This is a genomic window from Burkholderia sp. RF7-non_BP4 (assembly GCF_001521935.1).
GTDB classification, from domain to species: Bacteria; Pseudomonadota; Gammaproteobacteria; order Burkholderiales; family Burkholderiaceae; genus Burkholderia; species Burkholderia diffusa.
The window spans coordinates 392,489-406,720 of the sequence record NZ_LOTA01000010.1; the positions used below are offsets into that span (position 1 = coordinate 392,489).

The 14,232-nt window shown below is 67.1% G+C and carries 15 protein-coding genes; 9 read left to right on the top strand and 6 right to left on the bottom strand.

What is annotated here, in order from left to right; genetic code table 11:
* Positions 1-46: 46 nt before the first annotated feature.
* A complete protein-coding gene (hpaR, locus tag WS49_RS05520; protein ID WP_059525192.1) occupies positions 47-487 on the bottom strand; it encodes a homoprotocatechuate degradation operon regulator HpaR in 441 nt (146 codons plus the stop codon).
* 160 nt (positions 488-647) lie between these two features.
* Here hpaR and WS49_RS05525 point away from each other — a divergent pair, with 160 nt between their 5' ends.
* The 7 genes from WS49_RS05525 to hpaI all read left to right on the top strand — a co-directional run bounded on the left by WS49_RS05525 (position 648) and on the right by hpaI (position 6,558).
* Positions 648-1,337 (top strand): fumarylacetoacetate hydrolase family protein, encoded by a 690-nt coding sequence (locus tag WS49_RS05525; protein ID WP_059525194.1) that lies wholly within the window; start codon positions 648-650, stop codon positions 1,335-1,337.
* A complete protein-coding gene (locus WS49_RS05530) occupies positions 1,334-2,098 on the top strand; it encodes a fumarylacetoacetate hydrolase family protein (RefSeq protein WP_059525196.1) in 765 nt (254 codons plus the stop codon). Before WS49_RS05525 ends, WS49_RS05530 begins: the two co-directional genes overlap by 4 nt.
* A gap of 22 nt (positions 2,099-2,120) precedes the next feature.
* On the top strand, positions 2,121-3,584 hold the full coding sequence (hpaE, locus tag WS49_RS05535; RefSeq protein WP_059525198.1) for a 5-carboxymethyl-2-hydroxymuconate semialdehyde dehydrogenase: 1,464 nt from the start codon (positions 2,121-2,123) through the stop codon (positions 3,582-3,584).
* A 64-nt stretch (positions 3,585-3,648) separates the two neighbouring features.
* Positions 3,649-4,497, top strand: coding sequence for a 3,4-dihydroxyphenylacetate 2,3-dioxygenase (gene hpaD, locus WS49_RS05540; RefSeq protein ID WP_059525200.1), 849 nt, complete (start codon positions 3,649-3,651; stop codon positions 4,495-4,497).
* 29 nt (positions 4,498-4,526) lie between these two features.
* Entirely contained in the window at positions 4,527-4,919 is a 393-nt protein-coding gene (locus WS49_RS05545; protein WP_059525202.1) for a 5-carboxymethyl-2-hydroxymuconate Delta-isomerase, read from the top strand.
* 20 nt (positions 4,920-4,939) lie between these two features.
* The gene (gene hpaH, locus WS49_RS05550) at positions 4,940-5,743 is read left to right on the top strand and encodes a 2-oxo-hept-4-ene-1,7-dioate hydratase (RefSeq protein WP_059525204.1); all 804 of its coding nucleotides are present in this window, start codon (positions 4,940-4,942) and stop codon (positions 5,741-5,743) included.
* Positions 5,744-5,754: 11 nt separating this feature from the next.
* Positions 5,755-6,558 (top strand): 4-hydroxy-2-oxoheptanedioate aldolase, encoded by an 804-nt coding sequence (gene hpaI / locus WS49_RS05555; RefSeq protein ID WP_059525206.1) that lies wholly within the window; start codon positions 5,755-5,757, stop codon positions 6,556-6,558.
* Positions 6,559-6,641: 83 nt separating this feature from the next.
* Here hpaI and WS49_RS05560 read toward each other — a convergent pair whose 3' ends face one another.
* Complete coding sequence (locus WS49_RS05560; RefSeq protein ID WP_059525209.1) at positions 6,642-7,433, bottom strand: AraC family transcriptional regulator; 792 nt, start codon at positions 7,431-7,433, stop codon at positions 6,642-6,644.
* 95 nt (positions 7,434-7,528) lie between these two features.
* Between WS49_RS05560 and WS49_RS05565 the strand changes: the two genes are divergently transcribed.
* Together WS49_RS05565 and WS49_RS05570 are read left to right on the top strand one after the other, a co-directional pair.
* A complete protein-coding gene (locus WS49_RS05565; RefSeq protein WP_059525211.1) occupies positions 7,529-7,816 on the top strand; it encodes a hypothetical protein in 288 nt (95 codons plus the stop codon).
* Positions 7,813-8,775: a quinone oxidoreductase family protein gene (locus tag WS49_RS05570; RefSeq protein WP_059525213.1), complete on the top strand. Its 963-nt coding sequence runs from the start codon at positions 7,813-7,815 to the stop codon at positions 8,773-8,775. Before WS49_RS05565 ends, WS49_RS05570 begins: the two co-directional genes overlap by 4 nt.
* Before the next feature lie 130 nt (positions 8,776-8,905).
* On the opposite strand, the gene WS49_RS05575 is transcribed toward WS49_RS05570, so the two are convergent.
* The 4 genes from WS49_RS05575 to WS49_RS05590 form a co-directional block, all read right to left on the bottom strand.
* Positions 8,906-9,979, bottom strand: coding sequence for a porin (locus WS49_RS05575; RefSeq protein WP_059525215.1), 1,074 nt, complete (start codon positions 9,977-9,979; stop codon positions 8,906-8,908).
* A gap of 138 nt (positions 9,980-10,117) precedes the next feature.
* A complete protein-coding gene (locus WS49_RS05580) occupies positions 10,118-11,185 on the bottom strand; it encodes an ABC transporter ATP-binding protein (protein WP_059525217.1) in 1,068 nt (355 codons plus the stop codon).
* Complete coding sequence (locus WS49_RS05585) at positions 11,178-12,950, bottom strand: ABC transporter permease (RefSeq protein ID WP_059525219.1); 1,773 nt, start codon at positions 12,948-12,950, stop codon at positions 11,178-11,180. Before WS49_RS05585 ends, WS49_RS05580 begins: the two co-directional genes overlap by 8 nt.
* Positions 12,951-13,065: 115 nt before the next feature.
* The gene (locus WS49_RS05590; protein WP_059525221.1) at positions 13,066-14,166 is read right to left on the bottom strand and encodes an ABC transporter substrate-binding protein; all 1,101 of its coding nucleotides are present in this window, start codon (positions 14,164-14,166) and stop codon (positions 13,066-13,068) included.
* Between the last annotated feature and the right edge of the window lie 66 nt (positions 14,167-14,232).

The following is a 14,232-nucleotide window of genomic DNA, read 5'->3' on the forward strand; positions in this document are numbered from 1 at the left end:
GGCGGCCGGTTCGCCGCCGCTCGCGGCGGTCCGGCGACGGCAGGCCCTACGACGCGCTGCCGAGTTCGATCAGCCGGTCGAGCGCGCGGTAGATGTCGTCCAGGCCGTCCTGGCCGAAACGCGCTTCAAGCTGACGATACTGCTCGTCGATGCGCGGACCGATTTCCGTGACCAGCTTCCTGCTTTGCGGCGTCAGGCTCACCAGCAGCCGACGCTGATCTTCCTGCGCGCGCGTGCGCGTAATCAGGCCGTCGCGCTCCATCCGTTCCAGCACGCCCGTGAGGCTCGGGCTCAGGATGCAGCAGCGGCGCGCGATCTGTCCCGCTTCGAGCGCGTGCGAAGGCTCGCCGTCGAGCACGCGGATGATCCGCCACTGCTGTTCGGTCAGCGCGAATTCCTTGAGAATGGGGCGGAACAGGCCCATCAGCGTTTCGCGGGCCTCGAGCAGCAGCATGGCCAGGTTGCGATGGTCGAGCGTACGGTTCATCGGGGTGGGTAGAGGTGCAGAGGACGGGGACGCATCAATCTTAACAGCCGATGGTGATGAATTTCGCGTATCAGGGTAATCGAGGTTGCGGGCATTCGATTGTTTACTTAAGATGTTAACTATTGACGATGCGCCGCGACGCGCGGCAGGGGAATGACGCATGGAGCTGTCCTGCATGACCGCCGCGGCGCCGCCGCTGCCGGTCGCCATCGGTACCGTCTACGGTGCGCTGCTCAACGAGCGCGCCGCACTCGACGCGCTCGGCGACGCCGTGAACGCGCCGCCTTACGGCCGTCCGCCGCAGGCACCGATCCTTTACATCAAACCGGCCAACACGCACGCAGCCGACGGCGCGGCCGTCGTGGTGCCGGCGGGCATCGATGCGCTGGAGATCGGCGCATCGGTGGCCGTCGTGTTCTCGCGGCGCGCGACGCGCGTGCCGGCCGCGCGGGCGCTCGACTACGTGCATGGCTTCACGCTCGCGAGCGACGTGTCGGTTCCGCATCCCGATTACTACCGTCCGGCCGTGCGCTTCAAATGTCGCGACGGTTTCTGCCCGCTGGGCCCGGCGATCGTGCCGGCGGCCGCGCTCGGCGACATCGACGCGATCGGCCTGACGGTACGGATCGACGGCCGCACCGCGGTGTCCGCATCGACCGCCACGCTGATCCGCCCGGTGCGCGAGCTGATCGCCGACGTGACGGCGTTCATGTCGTTCGACGCGGGCGACGTGCTGCTGCTCGGCGTCGCGGGTGGCGCACCGCGTGCCCGCGCGGGCAGCACGGTCGAGATTGACGCTGCCGGTATCGGCACGTTGCGGCATACGCTGATTGCGGAGGAAGCACGATGAAGACGGCGCGCGTGATCTACAACGGCGCACTGCATGCGGCCGAACCGGCCGGCGACGGCGCGATCCGCCTCGACACGGGGCGCGTGCTCGCCGAGGACGCGGTGACGTGGCTGCCGCCCGTCGCACCGCGCACGACGTTCGCGCTCGGCCTCAACTACGCGGACCACGCGAAGGAACTCGCGTTCAAGGCACCGAGCGAGCCGCTGATTTTCCTGAAGGGGCCGAACACGTTCATCGGCCATCGGTCGCACACCGTGCGCCCGGCGGACGCGACGCACATGCATTACGAGTGCGAGCTGGCCGTCGTGATCGGCCGCCCGGCGCGCAACGTGAGCCGGACGCGGGCAATCGACTACGTTGCCGGCTACACGGTCGCAAACGACTATGCGATCCGCGATTACCTCGAAAACTACTACCGCCCGAACCTGCGCGTGAAGAACCGCGACACCTGCACGCCGCTCGGGCCGTGGTTCGTCAGCCGCGACGAGATCGGCGATGCGGGCGGCCTCATGCTGCGCACGACGGTGAACGGCCGGGAGACGCAGCGCGGCAGCACGCGCGACATGATCTTCGACGTACCCGCGCTGATCGAGCACATCAGCGGTTTCATGACGCTCTCGCCGGGCGACCTGATCCTGACCGGCACGCCTGAAGGGCTGGCCGACACGAAGCCGGGCGACGAGGTGGTGACCGAAATCGAAGGGATCGGCCGGCTCGTGAACACGATCGTCGGCGAAGCTGACTACTATCGCGCCGGCTGAGCCCGTCGCCCAAGGAGAGCACATGACCATCAAGCACTGGATCGACGGCCGCGAAGTCGAAAGCCGAGAGACGTTCACGACGCTGAACCCCGCGACGGGCGACGTGATCACCGACGTCGCGTCCGCCGGCGAGGCCGAAGTCGACGCGGCCGTGCGTGCGGCGAAGGAAGCATTCCCGAAATGGGCGAACACCCCGGCCAAGGAGCGCGCGAAGCGGATGCGCAAGCTCGGCGAACTGATCGAGAAGAACGTGCCGATGCTCGCCGCGCTCGAGACGCAGGACACCGGCCTGCCGATCGCTCAGACGAGCAAGCAGCTGATTCCGCGCGCGTCCGAGAACTTCAACTTCTTCGCTGAAGTGTGCGTGCAGATGAACGGCCGCACGTATCCGGTCGACGACCAGATGCTGAACTACACGCTGTACCAGCCGGTCGGCGTGTGCGCGCTGGTGTCGCCGTGGAACGTGCCGTTCATGACCGCGACGTGGAAGACGGCGCCGTGTCTCGCGCTCGGCAACACGGCCGTGCTGAAGATGTCGGAGCTGTCGCCGCTGACGGCCGACCAGCTCGGCCGGCTCGCACTCGAGGCCGGCATTCCGCCGGGTGTGCTGAACGTCGTGCAGGGCTACGGCGCGACCGCCGGCGACGCGCTGGTGCGCCATCCGGACGTGCGCGCGGTGTCGTTTACGGGCGGCACGGTCACGGGCAAGCGGATCATGGAACGCGCGGGGCTGAAGAAGTATTCGATGGAGCTTGGCGGCAAGTCGCCGGTGCTGATTTTCGACGATGCCGATTTCGACCGCGCGCTCGACGCGTCGCTGTTCACGATCTTCTCGATCAACGGCGAGCGTTGTACCGCGGGCTCGCGGATCTTCGTGCAGCGCACGATCTACGATCGCTTCGTGCAGGAATTCGCGCGCCGCGCGAACAACCTGGTGGTCGGCGATCCGACCGATCCCGCGACGCAGCTCGGCGCGATGATCACGCGCCAGCACTGGGAGAAGGTGACGGGCTATATCCGGATCGGCGAGCAGGAAGGCGCGCGCGTGGTGGCGGGCGGCGCGGACAAGCCGGCCGGTCTCGCCGACCATCTGCGCAACGGCAACTTCGTGCGCCCGACCGTGTTCGCGGACGTCGACAACCGGATGCGCATCGCGCAAGAGGAAATCTTCGGGCCGGTCGCGTGCCTGATCCCGTTCGAGGACGAGGAAGAAGGGCTGCGGCTCGCGAACGACACGTCCTACGGGCTCGCGTCGTATATCTGGACGCAGGACGTCGGCAAGGTGCATCGCCTCGCGCGCGGCATCGAGGCCGGGATGGTGTTCGTGAACAGCCAGAACGTGCGCGACCTGCGCCAGCCGTTCGGCGGCGTGAAGGAGTCGGGCGCCGGGCGCGAGGGCGGCGAATACAGCTTCGAGGTGTTCGCGGAGATCAAGAACGTGTGCATCTCGATGGGTTCGCATCACATTCCCCGCTGGGGCGTGTAACGGGCGCGGATCGTTTCGCCGCAGGAACACCGTCAGAACGCCAGAACGATACGGAGACTTAACGATGGGCAAACTGTCCCTCGCCGCCAAGATCACGCACGTGCCGTCGATGTACCTGTCGGAGTTGCCCGGCAGGCATCATGGCTGCCGCGAAGCGGCGATCCGCGGCCATCAGTTGATCGGCGAGCGCTGCCGCGCGCTCGGCGTCGATACGATCGTCGTGTCGGACGTGCACTGGCTCGTCAACGCCGGCTATCACGTGAACTGCAATGCGCGGTTCGCAGGCACGTATACCAGCAACGAACTGCCGCATTTCATCCGCGACATGACGTACGCGTATCCGGGCAACCCGGCGCTCGGCCGCCTGATCGCCGAGACGGCCAGCGTGCGCGGCATCGCGACGCGCGCGCACGAGATCGACAGCCTCGAACTCGAATACGGCACGCTCGTGCCGATGCGCTACATGAACGGCGACCAGCACTTCAAGGTCGTGTCGATCGCGGGCTGGTGCATGTGGCACACGCTCGACGAAAGCCGGCGCTTCGGCGAGGCGCTGCTGGAGGCCATTGAAATGAGCGATTCGAACGTCGCGTTCCTCGCGAGCGGTTCGTTGTCGCACCGCTTCAACGACAACGGCAGCCCCGAGGAATCGATTCACCAGATCAGCCGCGAATTCTTCAGGCAGGTCGACCTGCGCGTGGTCGAGCTGTGGAAGCAGGGCGACTTCAAGACCTTCTGCGCGATGCTGCCGGAGTACAACACGCATTGCCACGGCGAAGGCGGCATGCACGACACGGCGATGCTGCTCGGCCTGCTCGGCTGGGATCGCTACGACAAGCCCGTCGAGATCGTCACCGACTATTTCGCGAGCTCGGGCACCGGGCAGATCAACGCGATCTTCCCGCTCGCCTGAGCGCCGCATCACCTATCCGGAGCGTTGCCATGCCACACATCGTCGTCGAGTACACCGCGAACATCCGCGACGACGCGCGCATTCCCGCGCTACTGCGCACGATCAACGCGACGCTGATCGCGCAGGGCGGCGTGTTTCCGACGGGCGGCATCCGCTCGCGCGCGATCGAGCTGCAGGACTACTGCATCGCCGACGGCACCGGGGACGACGCGTTCGTCCACGTGACGCTGAAGATCGGCTCGGGCCGCAGCGACGAAACGAAGAAGGCCGCGTGCGACGCGTTGTTCGACGCGATCAAGGCGCATTTCGCCGAGCTGTACGCGAAACGCTATCTCGCGTTGTCGATGGAGCTGACCGAGTTCAGCGAAAGCGGTTCGTACAAGCACAACAACATCCACGCCCGCTACAAGCGGGCCGGCTGAACACCATTCCCGATCCGACCATGCTCGAACCCGCCATCATCGACCAGCTCGCGCAGCGTCTGCACGACGCCGAGCGCGAGCGCAAGCAGATCCGCCAGATCTCGCTCGACCATCCCGACATCACGATCGACGACGCCTATGCGATCCAGCGCGCGTGGGTGACCCTCAAGCTCGCGGAAGGCCGCACGCTGAAAGGGCACAAGATCGGCCTCACGTCGAAGGCGATGCAGAACACGTCGCAAATCGACGAACCCGATTACGGTGCGCTGCTCGACGACATGTTCTTCGACGACGGCGGCACGATTCCGACCGGCCGCTTCATCGTGCCGCGCGTGGAAGTCGAACTCGCGTTCGTGCTCGGCAAGCGGCTCACGGGCCCGAGCTGCACGATCTTCGACGTGTATGACGCGGTCGACTATGTGGTGCCCGCGCTCGAGATCATCGATGCGCGCAGCCAGTCGATCGACCCCGATACGAAGCGGCCGCGCAAGGTGTTCGACACGATCGCCGACAACGCGGCGAACGCGGGCGTCGTGATCGGCGGGCGGCCGGTGCGGCCGCAGGACGTCGACTTGCGCTGGGTCGCGGCGATCATGTCGCGCAACGGCGTGGTCGAGGAAACGGGCGTCGCGGCCGGCGTGTTGAACCATCCGGCCAATGGCGTCGCGTGGCTCGCCAATCGGCTGTCGCGCTTCGAAGTCGCGCTGGAACCGGGGCAGATCGTGCTCGGCGGTTCGTTCACGCGGCCGTGCGCGGCACGTTCGGGCGATACGTTCAGCGTCGACTACGGTCCGCTCGGGACGATCCAGTGTCATTTCGAGTGAGGTGGCGAACGATGCTGACTCCGTCGAATGTCTTCAAGGCCGCGCTCGCGCGCGGCGATGCGCAGGTCGGACTGTGGCTCGGGCTCGCGAATCCGTACAGCGCCGAAGTCGTCGCGGGTGCCGGTTTCGACTGGCTGCTGATCGACGGCGAACATGCGCCGAACACGGTGCCGACCATACTCGCGCAGTTGCAGGCGATCGCGCCGTATCCGTCGCATCCGGTCGTGCGCGTGCCGTGGAACGATCCCGTGATCATCAAGCAGGTGCTCGATCTCGGCGCGCAGACCCTGCTCGTGCCGATGGTGCAGAGCGCAGACGAGGCGCGCGCGGCGGTGGCCGCGACGCGTTATCCGCCGCACGGCATTCGCGGCGTCGGCAGTGCATTGGCGCGTGCGTCGCGGTGGAATCGGGTCGGCGACTACCTGCATCGCGCGAACGACGAGATGGCGGTGCTCGTGCAGGTCGAGACGCGCGCCGGGCTCGATGCGATCGACGCGATTGCGCGAATCGACGGCGTCGACGGCGTATTCATCGGGCCGGCCGATCTCGCGGCCGACCTCGGACATCTTGGCAATCCCGCGCATCCGGACGTGCAGGCGGCGATCGACGGCGCGATCCGGGCGATCAAGGCGGCCGGGAAGGCACCGGGCATTCTCAGCGCGGACGAGGCCGCGGCGCGGCGGTATCTCGAAGCCGGTGCGCTGTTTGTCGCGGTGGGTGTCGATACGACGCTGCTGGCGAGAAGTGCGGAGCGGCTGGCGGCGCGGTTCAACGGGAAGAATGACGCGGCGAAAGAGGGCGCAGGGACGTATTGAGCCAGGCGGCGGCGCGCAGCGGACGTCGGCCCGGCGAGTGCTCGCTTGCCGTCATGCGCGGCCGTGCGCGAGGATGGCCGCGTCTATTCCGCCGCGAGCGGGCCCGCGTGCATGTATCTTCCCGGCGTCGTCCCCAGCGCACGCCGGAACATGTCGATGAACGCGCTGACGTTGTCGTATCCGAGATCGAGCGCGATCGTCGTCACCGGCACGCCGTCGGCGATTTTCTCGAGCGCCCGCAGCAGCCGGGCCTGCTGACGCCACTGCGCGAACGTCAGCCCGGTTTCCGCAACGAAGCGGCGGCTCATAGTTCGTGCGCCGATACCGGCCCATTCGGCCCATTCCTCCAGCCGCCGGTTGTCCGCCAGATCCGCGGCGAGCGCATCCGTGATCTTCACGAGCCGCGGATCCCGCGGCCGCACCAGCCCCAGCGCTTCGGCCTTCGATGCCGCGATTTCATCGAGAATCACGTCGGCGATTCGCGTTTGCGCGGCCGTCAACGCGGTATCGCCCCAGCTTGCCGCGCGTAGCACGGCTTCGCGCAGCAGCGGCGATGCGCGAATCGCGCGGGGCGTCGGCGGCAGCGCCGCGCAGCGCGCTTCGGCGACGAACGCCGACCAGCCGGAAATCGGCCCGAACGAGCGCAGCGAATGCCGGTAATGCGGCGGAATCCAGATCGCATGGATCGCCGGCACGACCCAGTCCTGGTCGTCGAGGCCGATCGTCACCAAGCCGCTCGACGCGCCCACGAGCTGGCCGCGCGCATGCGCGTGCGATGGCGTCACGCGCGGATCGCGTTGGGACAGGACGGCGGCGACGACGAACGGGCCGTCGTCGGACGTGACGAATCGGGCGGGCAGGAGCGGATCGGACATGGCCGGATATCGGTATCGATTGGCCGTTATACCGGAGATTGGCCGAAATCGCACGCCTACACTGCGTGCATCGACGTCAACCGGAGTGAGAGGCCATGCGAGCCGAACAGATACTTCCCGACCATGCCGACCGGATCGAGGCCGGCGCAACGACGATCCGCAAGGGCACCGTGGGCGCGTTCCTCGTCAATGCGCGCGTGCTGACCGACCCGGGCGCATCACCCGCCGAGCGCGCAACGGCCGAAGCCGATCTCGTCGACGCGTTGCCCGCGTTACGCGCGATCGGTTTGTTCGAACTGCTCGAGGTGCGCGACCCGGCGCTGCGCGCATGGATCGACGCACGGCCTGCGACGGCAGCCGCCCATGCGAGGAAATCGACATGAAGGCCGCAGTCGTGACGGGCTTCGGCGAGCGTCCCGCTTACATGACGTTCGACGCGCCGCGAGCAATGGCCGGCCATCGGCTGATCCAGGTGAGCGCATCCGCGCTGAGCCGACTCGCTCAGGGACGCGCGGCAGGCACGCATTATTCGGCCGGCACGGGCTATCCGTTCGTCGCCGGCGTGGATGGTGTCGGGTACGGCGATGACGGTCGGCGTGTGTACTTCTTCGGCGCGCCGGCGCCGTTCGGTGCAATGGCGGAGTGCACGATCGTGCCCGACGCGCTGTGCGTGCCATTGCCGGACGACCTCGACGACGTCACGGCCGCGGCGATCGCGATTCCGGGCATGTCCTCGTGGGCGGCGCTGACCGAACGCGCGCGGCTCGTGGCGGGCGAGACGGTGCTCGTCAGCGGCGCGACGGGAACGTCCGGGCGGCTGGCCGTACGGATTGCGAAGCATCTCGGCGCGGCGAAGGTGATCGCCACGGGCCGCAACGCGGCCGCGCTGGACGCGTTGCTGAATGCCGGCGCGGACGCCATCGTGTCGCTGCAGCAGGATGATGCGCATCTGGCGCGGACGCTCGAACCGCATTTCCGGGCGGGCGTGGACGTCGTCCTCGATTATCTGTGGGGCACCAGTGCGCAGGCGCTGCTGATTGCCGCCGCGAAGGCGACGCCCGACGGCCGCCGGCTGCGCTTCGTGCAGATCGGCTCGATCGGCGGCGCGAACGTGGCGTTGCCCGGTGCCGTACTGCGCGCCACCGCGATCGAACTGATGGGTAGCGGGCTCGGCAGCGTGTCGCTGCCGCGTTTGCTGGCGTCGGTGCGCGGTGTGTTCGGCGCGACGCGAGCGGCGGGTCTCGCGATCGAGACGCGTATCGTGCCGCTTTCGGCGGTCGCCGAACACTGGGGCGATGCGGACAGCTCGGTGCGGCCGGTGTTCACGATGCGCAGCGACTGAGCGGCGATCGGATCGATGCCTGGAACGGCGCGGGGCCACCCGCGGCAACGGCCGGCTGCCCGTGGTCATTGCTCATGGCATTGCGCGGCAGGTGGGCGGCCGACCGCCGCCCGCCTGCCCGGGCACCGGATCAGAACCGCTGCTGAATCCCCGCCGTCACGCCGACCTGCGTGGTGCCATACCCGGCGAAATCGCGCGATACGCCGACCTTCTGGTCATGCTTCGCGATCGCGAACGCACCGGCCGCGTAGAGCACCGTGCGCTTCGACAGCGCGTAATTCGCGCGCACCGACACCAACGTCGGATCGGCATCGCTGCCACCCTTGACGTTCTGGTGATAGACGGCCGCGATCAGCGAGAACGTCGGCGTGAACTGGTACGATCCGCCGACCCAGTACGTGTCGCTCAACTGGTTCGCCGCCGCAGTGCGAAACGTGCGCTTGTAGTTGCGATAGCCGACCATCGTCTTCAGGTCGCCGAAGTCGTAGCTCAAGCCCGCGTGAATGCCCTGGATGTAATTGACGGTATCGGCCGGCGTGACGCTGTCGGCCGCGCCGTTCTGTCGGTCGAACGTGAGCACCGCCGCGAACGGGCCGGTCTCGTAGCCGAGCGCGAAGTCGTATTTCGAGCTGGTCTTCACGCTGCCCGGCACGTTGCCGAAGCCGTACATCGCGCCGAACTTCACGCCGCTGAACTCACCGTCGTAGCGCACCGCGTTCGACGAGCGCGTGAACATGCCGTCCTTGCGGCCGCTCGTCGCCATCGACGATGTCGCCCACGAGTAGTTCTGCGCGTAACCCATCGGATCGAACGGCAGCATGTAGTCGTACGTGACGGTGTAGTTGCGGCCGAGCGTCAGCTCGCCCCATTTGCCTTTCAGGCCGACCGTCGCGCGACGCGCGAAGATCGAGTCGGGGCCGTCGTCGAACGCACCGTTCGCGAGGTCGATTCCGCTTTCGAGGCGGAACACGGCCTTCAGCCCGCCGCCGAGATCCTCGACGCCGCGCAGGCCCCAGCGCGACGTATTCTTGTTGCCCGACTTCAGCTTGACGGAACTGCCGCCCTCCGGCGCCGCATGGTTCGTGTATTCGATGCCGGCATCCATGATCCCATACATCGTGACCGACGACTGCGCGTGCACGACGGGGGCGGCGATGCAGGCCGCGGCGGCCGAGCTGGTGAGGACTGCTGCACGAAATTTCATTGACGGTGTCTCCTGATTTATTGTGGGTTGGGTGAAACGGGTGTGAAGCGGCCGAGGCCAACGCCGGAAAGCGTTCGCCGGACGGTCTGTCATTGCCTTGCTCGACGTGCGCGGCGCACAGAGCACGCCGCGCCCGGATCAGCCTGCTTTCGCGAACGCCCAGCAGTCGTTGGTCGGGAATTCGATCCAGTGCTTGCCGGCCGCGCGCGGCACGTGGCCGAACGCGCGCAGGCGCATCTCGCCGCAATGGAACAGGTATTCCCAGCGATCGCCGAGATACATCGACGTGACGAGATCGGCCTGCAGCCGGTTCGCCCCCGGGCCGTCGGCGACCTGCACGCGTTCGAGACGGATCACGGCCTGTGCGTCCTGGCCCGGTGCGAACGTGTCGCGGGCCAGCGCCTGCAGTTCCCAGCCGTCGCCGGCGAGCGTCACGCGTTCGCCGTCGACGGCCGCGACGCGTGCGTCGATGCGGTTGTTGCTGCCCATGAACTCGGCCGTGTACAGCGAGCGCGGCGCGCCGTACAGCTCGGCCGGCGTGCCTTCCTGTTCGATGCGGCCGTTGCGCAGCAGCAGGATGCGGTCGGACATCGCCATCGCTTCGGTCTGGTCGTGCGTCACGCAGAGCGCCGACAGCCCGAGCGACACGATCAGCTCGCGCAGCCACGCACGCGCTTCCTCGCGCAGCTTCGCGTCGAGGTTCGACAGCGGCTCGTCGAGCAGGATCACGGGCGGGTTGTAGACGAGCGCGCGTGCGATCGCAACACGCTGCTGCTGGCCGCCCGACAACTGATGCGGAAACCGTTCGGCGAGATGGCCGAGGCCGAGCTGATCGAGCGCGATCTGCACGCGGCGCTTCTGTTCGGCCGGCGCGACGCGGCGCAGCTTGAGCCCGTAGCCGACGTTGTCGGCCACGGTGCGGTGCGGCCACAGCGCGTACGACTGGAACACGAGGCCGAGCGAACGCTGTTCGACCGGCAGGTCGACGTGCCGCGCGCCGTCGAAGAACACGCGGTCGTCGAGCTGGATGCGCCCGTCGGACGGCTGTTCGAGGCCGGCCACCGCGCGCAGCAGCGTGGTCTTGCCGCTGCCCGATGCGCCGAGCAGGCACACGACTTCACCGGCCTTCAGTTCGAACGACACGCCCTTGAGGATCGGGTTGGCGCCGTAGCTGAGATGCAGGTCGTCGACGATGAGCTTATCCATGAAGTTTCACTCCGAAGCGCAGGGCCACGCCGAGACCGGCGCCGACCATCGCGATGTTGATGACAGAGAGCGCGGCCACTTGGTCGACGGCGCCGGTCGCCCACAGCGACACGAGCAGCGCGCCGATCACTTCGGTGCCGGGCGACAGCAGGTAGACGGCGGTCGAGTATTCGCGCTCGAAGATCATGAAGATCAGGAGCCACGCGGCGAGCAGGCCGAAACGCACGAGCGGCAGCGTCACGTCGAGCGACACGCGGCTGCGCGTCGCGCCGACGCTGCGGCCGGCTTCCTCGAGTTCGGGGCCGACCTGCAGCAGCGCGCTTTGAATCAGCCGCATCCCGTATGCGAGCCACACGACCGTGTACGCGATCCAGATGCTCCACATCGAGTTCTTCAGCTCGCGCAGACCCGGGACGAACAGGAAGATCCACAGAAACGCGAGACCGGCGAGCAGGCCGGGCACCGCGCGCGGCAGCAGCACGAGGTAATCGAGCAGTTTCGTCGCCCAGTCGTGCCGGCGGTGGCCGGCGAACGCGACGAGCGAGTAGAAGCCGATCGCGAGCGCGCCGCCGATCACGCCGATGCCGAGCGTGTTGACGATCGCGCGCACGAGGTTGTCCTGCTCGAACAGCTCGATGAAGTTCGACAGCGTCAGCACTTCGGCGAGCGCGACGCCTTCGCCCCAGTTGGTCACGAATGCGCGCAGCACGATGCCGGAAATCGGCACGATCACCGTCAGCATCAGCCATAGCGCGACGATCGCGAGCGCGACCCAGCGCCATACGCCGAGCGGCAGCACCGTCGCGCGGCCGGCCTTGCCCTTCACGGTGACAAAGCGGTTCGCGGTCTTCAGCAAACGGCGCTGCAGCAGCACGAGCGGGAACGTGATCGCGACGATGCACACGGCGACCGCGGCCATTAGGTGATACGACGGCACGCCGAGCTTGTTGGTCAGCTTGTACAGGTAGGTCGCGAGCACGAGGTGGCCTTCCGGATCGCCGAGCACGAGCGGCAGACCGAACACCTCGAAGCCGAGGAAGAACACGAGCACGCCGGCGAACAGCAGTGCGGGCATGGTCATCGGCAGGCTCACGTCGAGCGCGACGCGGAACGGGCGGGCGCCCGTCACGCGCGCGGCTTCCTCGACGTCCGAACCGAGATTGCGCAGCGCGGCCGACGAGTACAGGTACACGTGTGGCACGTGCGTGAGGCCGACGATCACCGTGATCGCGAAGATCGAGTAGACATTCCAGGGCACGTTCTGCACCCCGAACAGTTCCTTGAACCACACCGAGTAGAAGCCGACCGGGCCGGCCGCGACCACGTAGCCGAACGCGAGCACCATCGGCGACACGAACACGGGCGTGAGCAGGAGCGGTTCGAGCCAGCGGCGGCCGGGCAGGTCGGTGCGCACCATCAGGAACGCGAGAATGCCGCCGAGCGGGATCGAGATGAACAGCATCCCGCCGGCGATGATGAACGAGTTCTTCACGGCCGACCAGAAGTCCGGGTCGGTGAAGATGAAGCGGAAGCCTTCGATGCCGAGCGTCTTGTTCGCATCGAAGAACGGCGCGGACAGCAGGCTCTGGAACAGGATGAAGCCGAGCGGCAGCGCGACCGCGACGGTGAGCACCGCGACGACGATCCAGCGCAGCATGCCGGCGAGCGGCTGCAGGTTGCTGGCCTGCAGCGCGGGAATCGCGCCGCCCGGGCCGGTGGTGGGCGGAACGGCCGGCGCCGCTCCGCGTGTGCTGGTTGAAAGCATGAGTTCGCCCCTGCGGCCATCCGGATGGCCGCCTCTAGGAAGTCGGTAAGGGGAAGGGGGCCGCCCGCGCGGCGTGCGGCGGGCGGCCGTCGGTCGGCCGAAGCCGATCAGCGGATCAGCTCTTGATCGCCTGCTGCCATTGCTTGAGGAATGCGAGCCGCTTCGACTGGTCCAGATAGACGAGCAGGCCGGTGCCGATCGGGATCGGCTTCAGCGAATCGCCGAGTTCCTTCGTGAGGCTCGCGACCGACGTTTCGCCGGTCACGTCCGTGCGAATCGCGTACAGGTTCGCCTGGTTCGCGATCAGCGTCTGGCCGCGCTTCGACAGCAGGTAGTCGACCCACAGCTTTGCGGCGTTCGGGTTCTTCGCCTTCTTCGAGATCGTGGCCAGGCGGCTCACGACTTGTGTGTAGTCCTTCGGGAATACGTAGCCGATCGACTTGTCCTTCTTCGCCTTCGCGTACGCATACGAGCCGATGATGTTGTAGCCGATCAGGTTCTCGCCCGACGAGATGCGCTCCATCATCGCGCCGGTGCTCGACTGCAGCTTCGGACCGGTCGCGCCGATCGCCTTCACGAGCTCCCACGTGACCTTCTCGTTCAGGTGCGCGTCCTGCGTCAGCGCGTTGAAGCCGACGCCGGATTTCTCGACGTCGTACGTCGTCAGCTTGCCTTTGAATTTGTCGGGTTGCGACGTGAGCAGCTTGATCAGGTCGGCGCGCGTCTTCGGCACCTCGTTCTCGGGGATCAGGCGCTTGTTGTAGACGATCGCGAGCGGCTCGAACGTCGTGCCGTACGCCTGCTTCTGGTATTGCGCCCATTGCGGCACGTTCGCGCTTTCGGGCGAATCGTACGACGCCATCAGGCCGTCGTTGACGAGCTTGACCTGCAGGTCCATCGCCGAGCTCCACAGCACGTCGGCGCTCGTGCTGCTCGCCGCGTTCTCGCTGATGTAGCGGTTGTAGAGCTCGGTGCTGTTCATGTCGTTGTACTCGACCTTCACGCCGTACAGGCTTTCGAAGTCCTTGATCAGCGGGCGCACGAGGCCCGTGTCGGTCGTCGAGTAGACGATCAGCTTGCCTTCCTTCTTCGCGGCGTCGACGACGCCTTGGTAGTTACCCGGATATCCGGCCGGAACCTGCGCGACGGCGGCGCCGGCGGTGGTGCCCAGGACGATCGCCAGCGCGGCGGCGAGCTGCTTCGGTGCAAACGGCATGTCTTCCTCCAGTGAAGCGTGTGTGTTGTTCGAGTGACGCGGATGTTAATTGCGAGGCACTTTCAG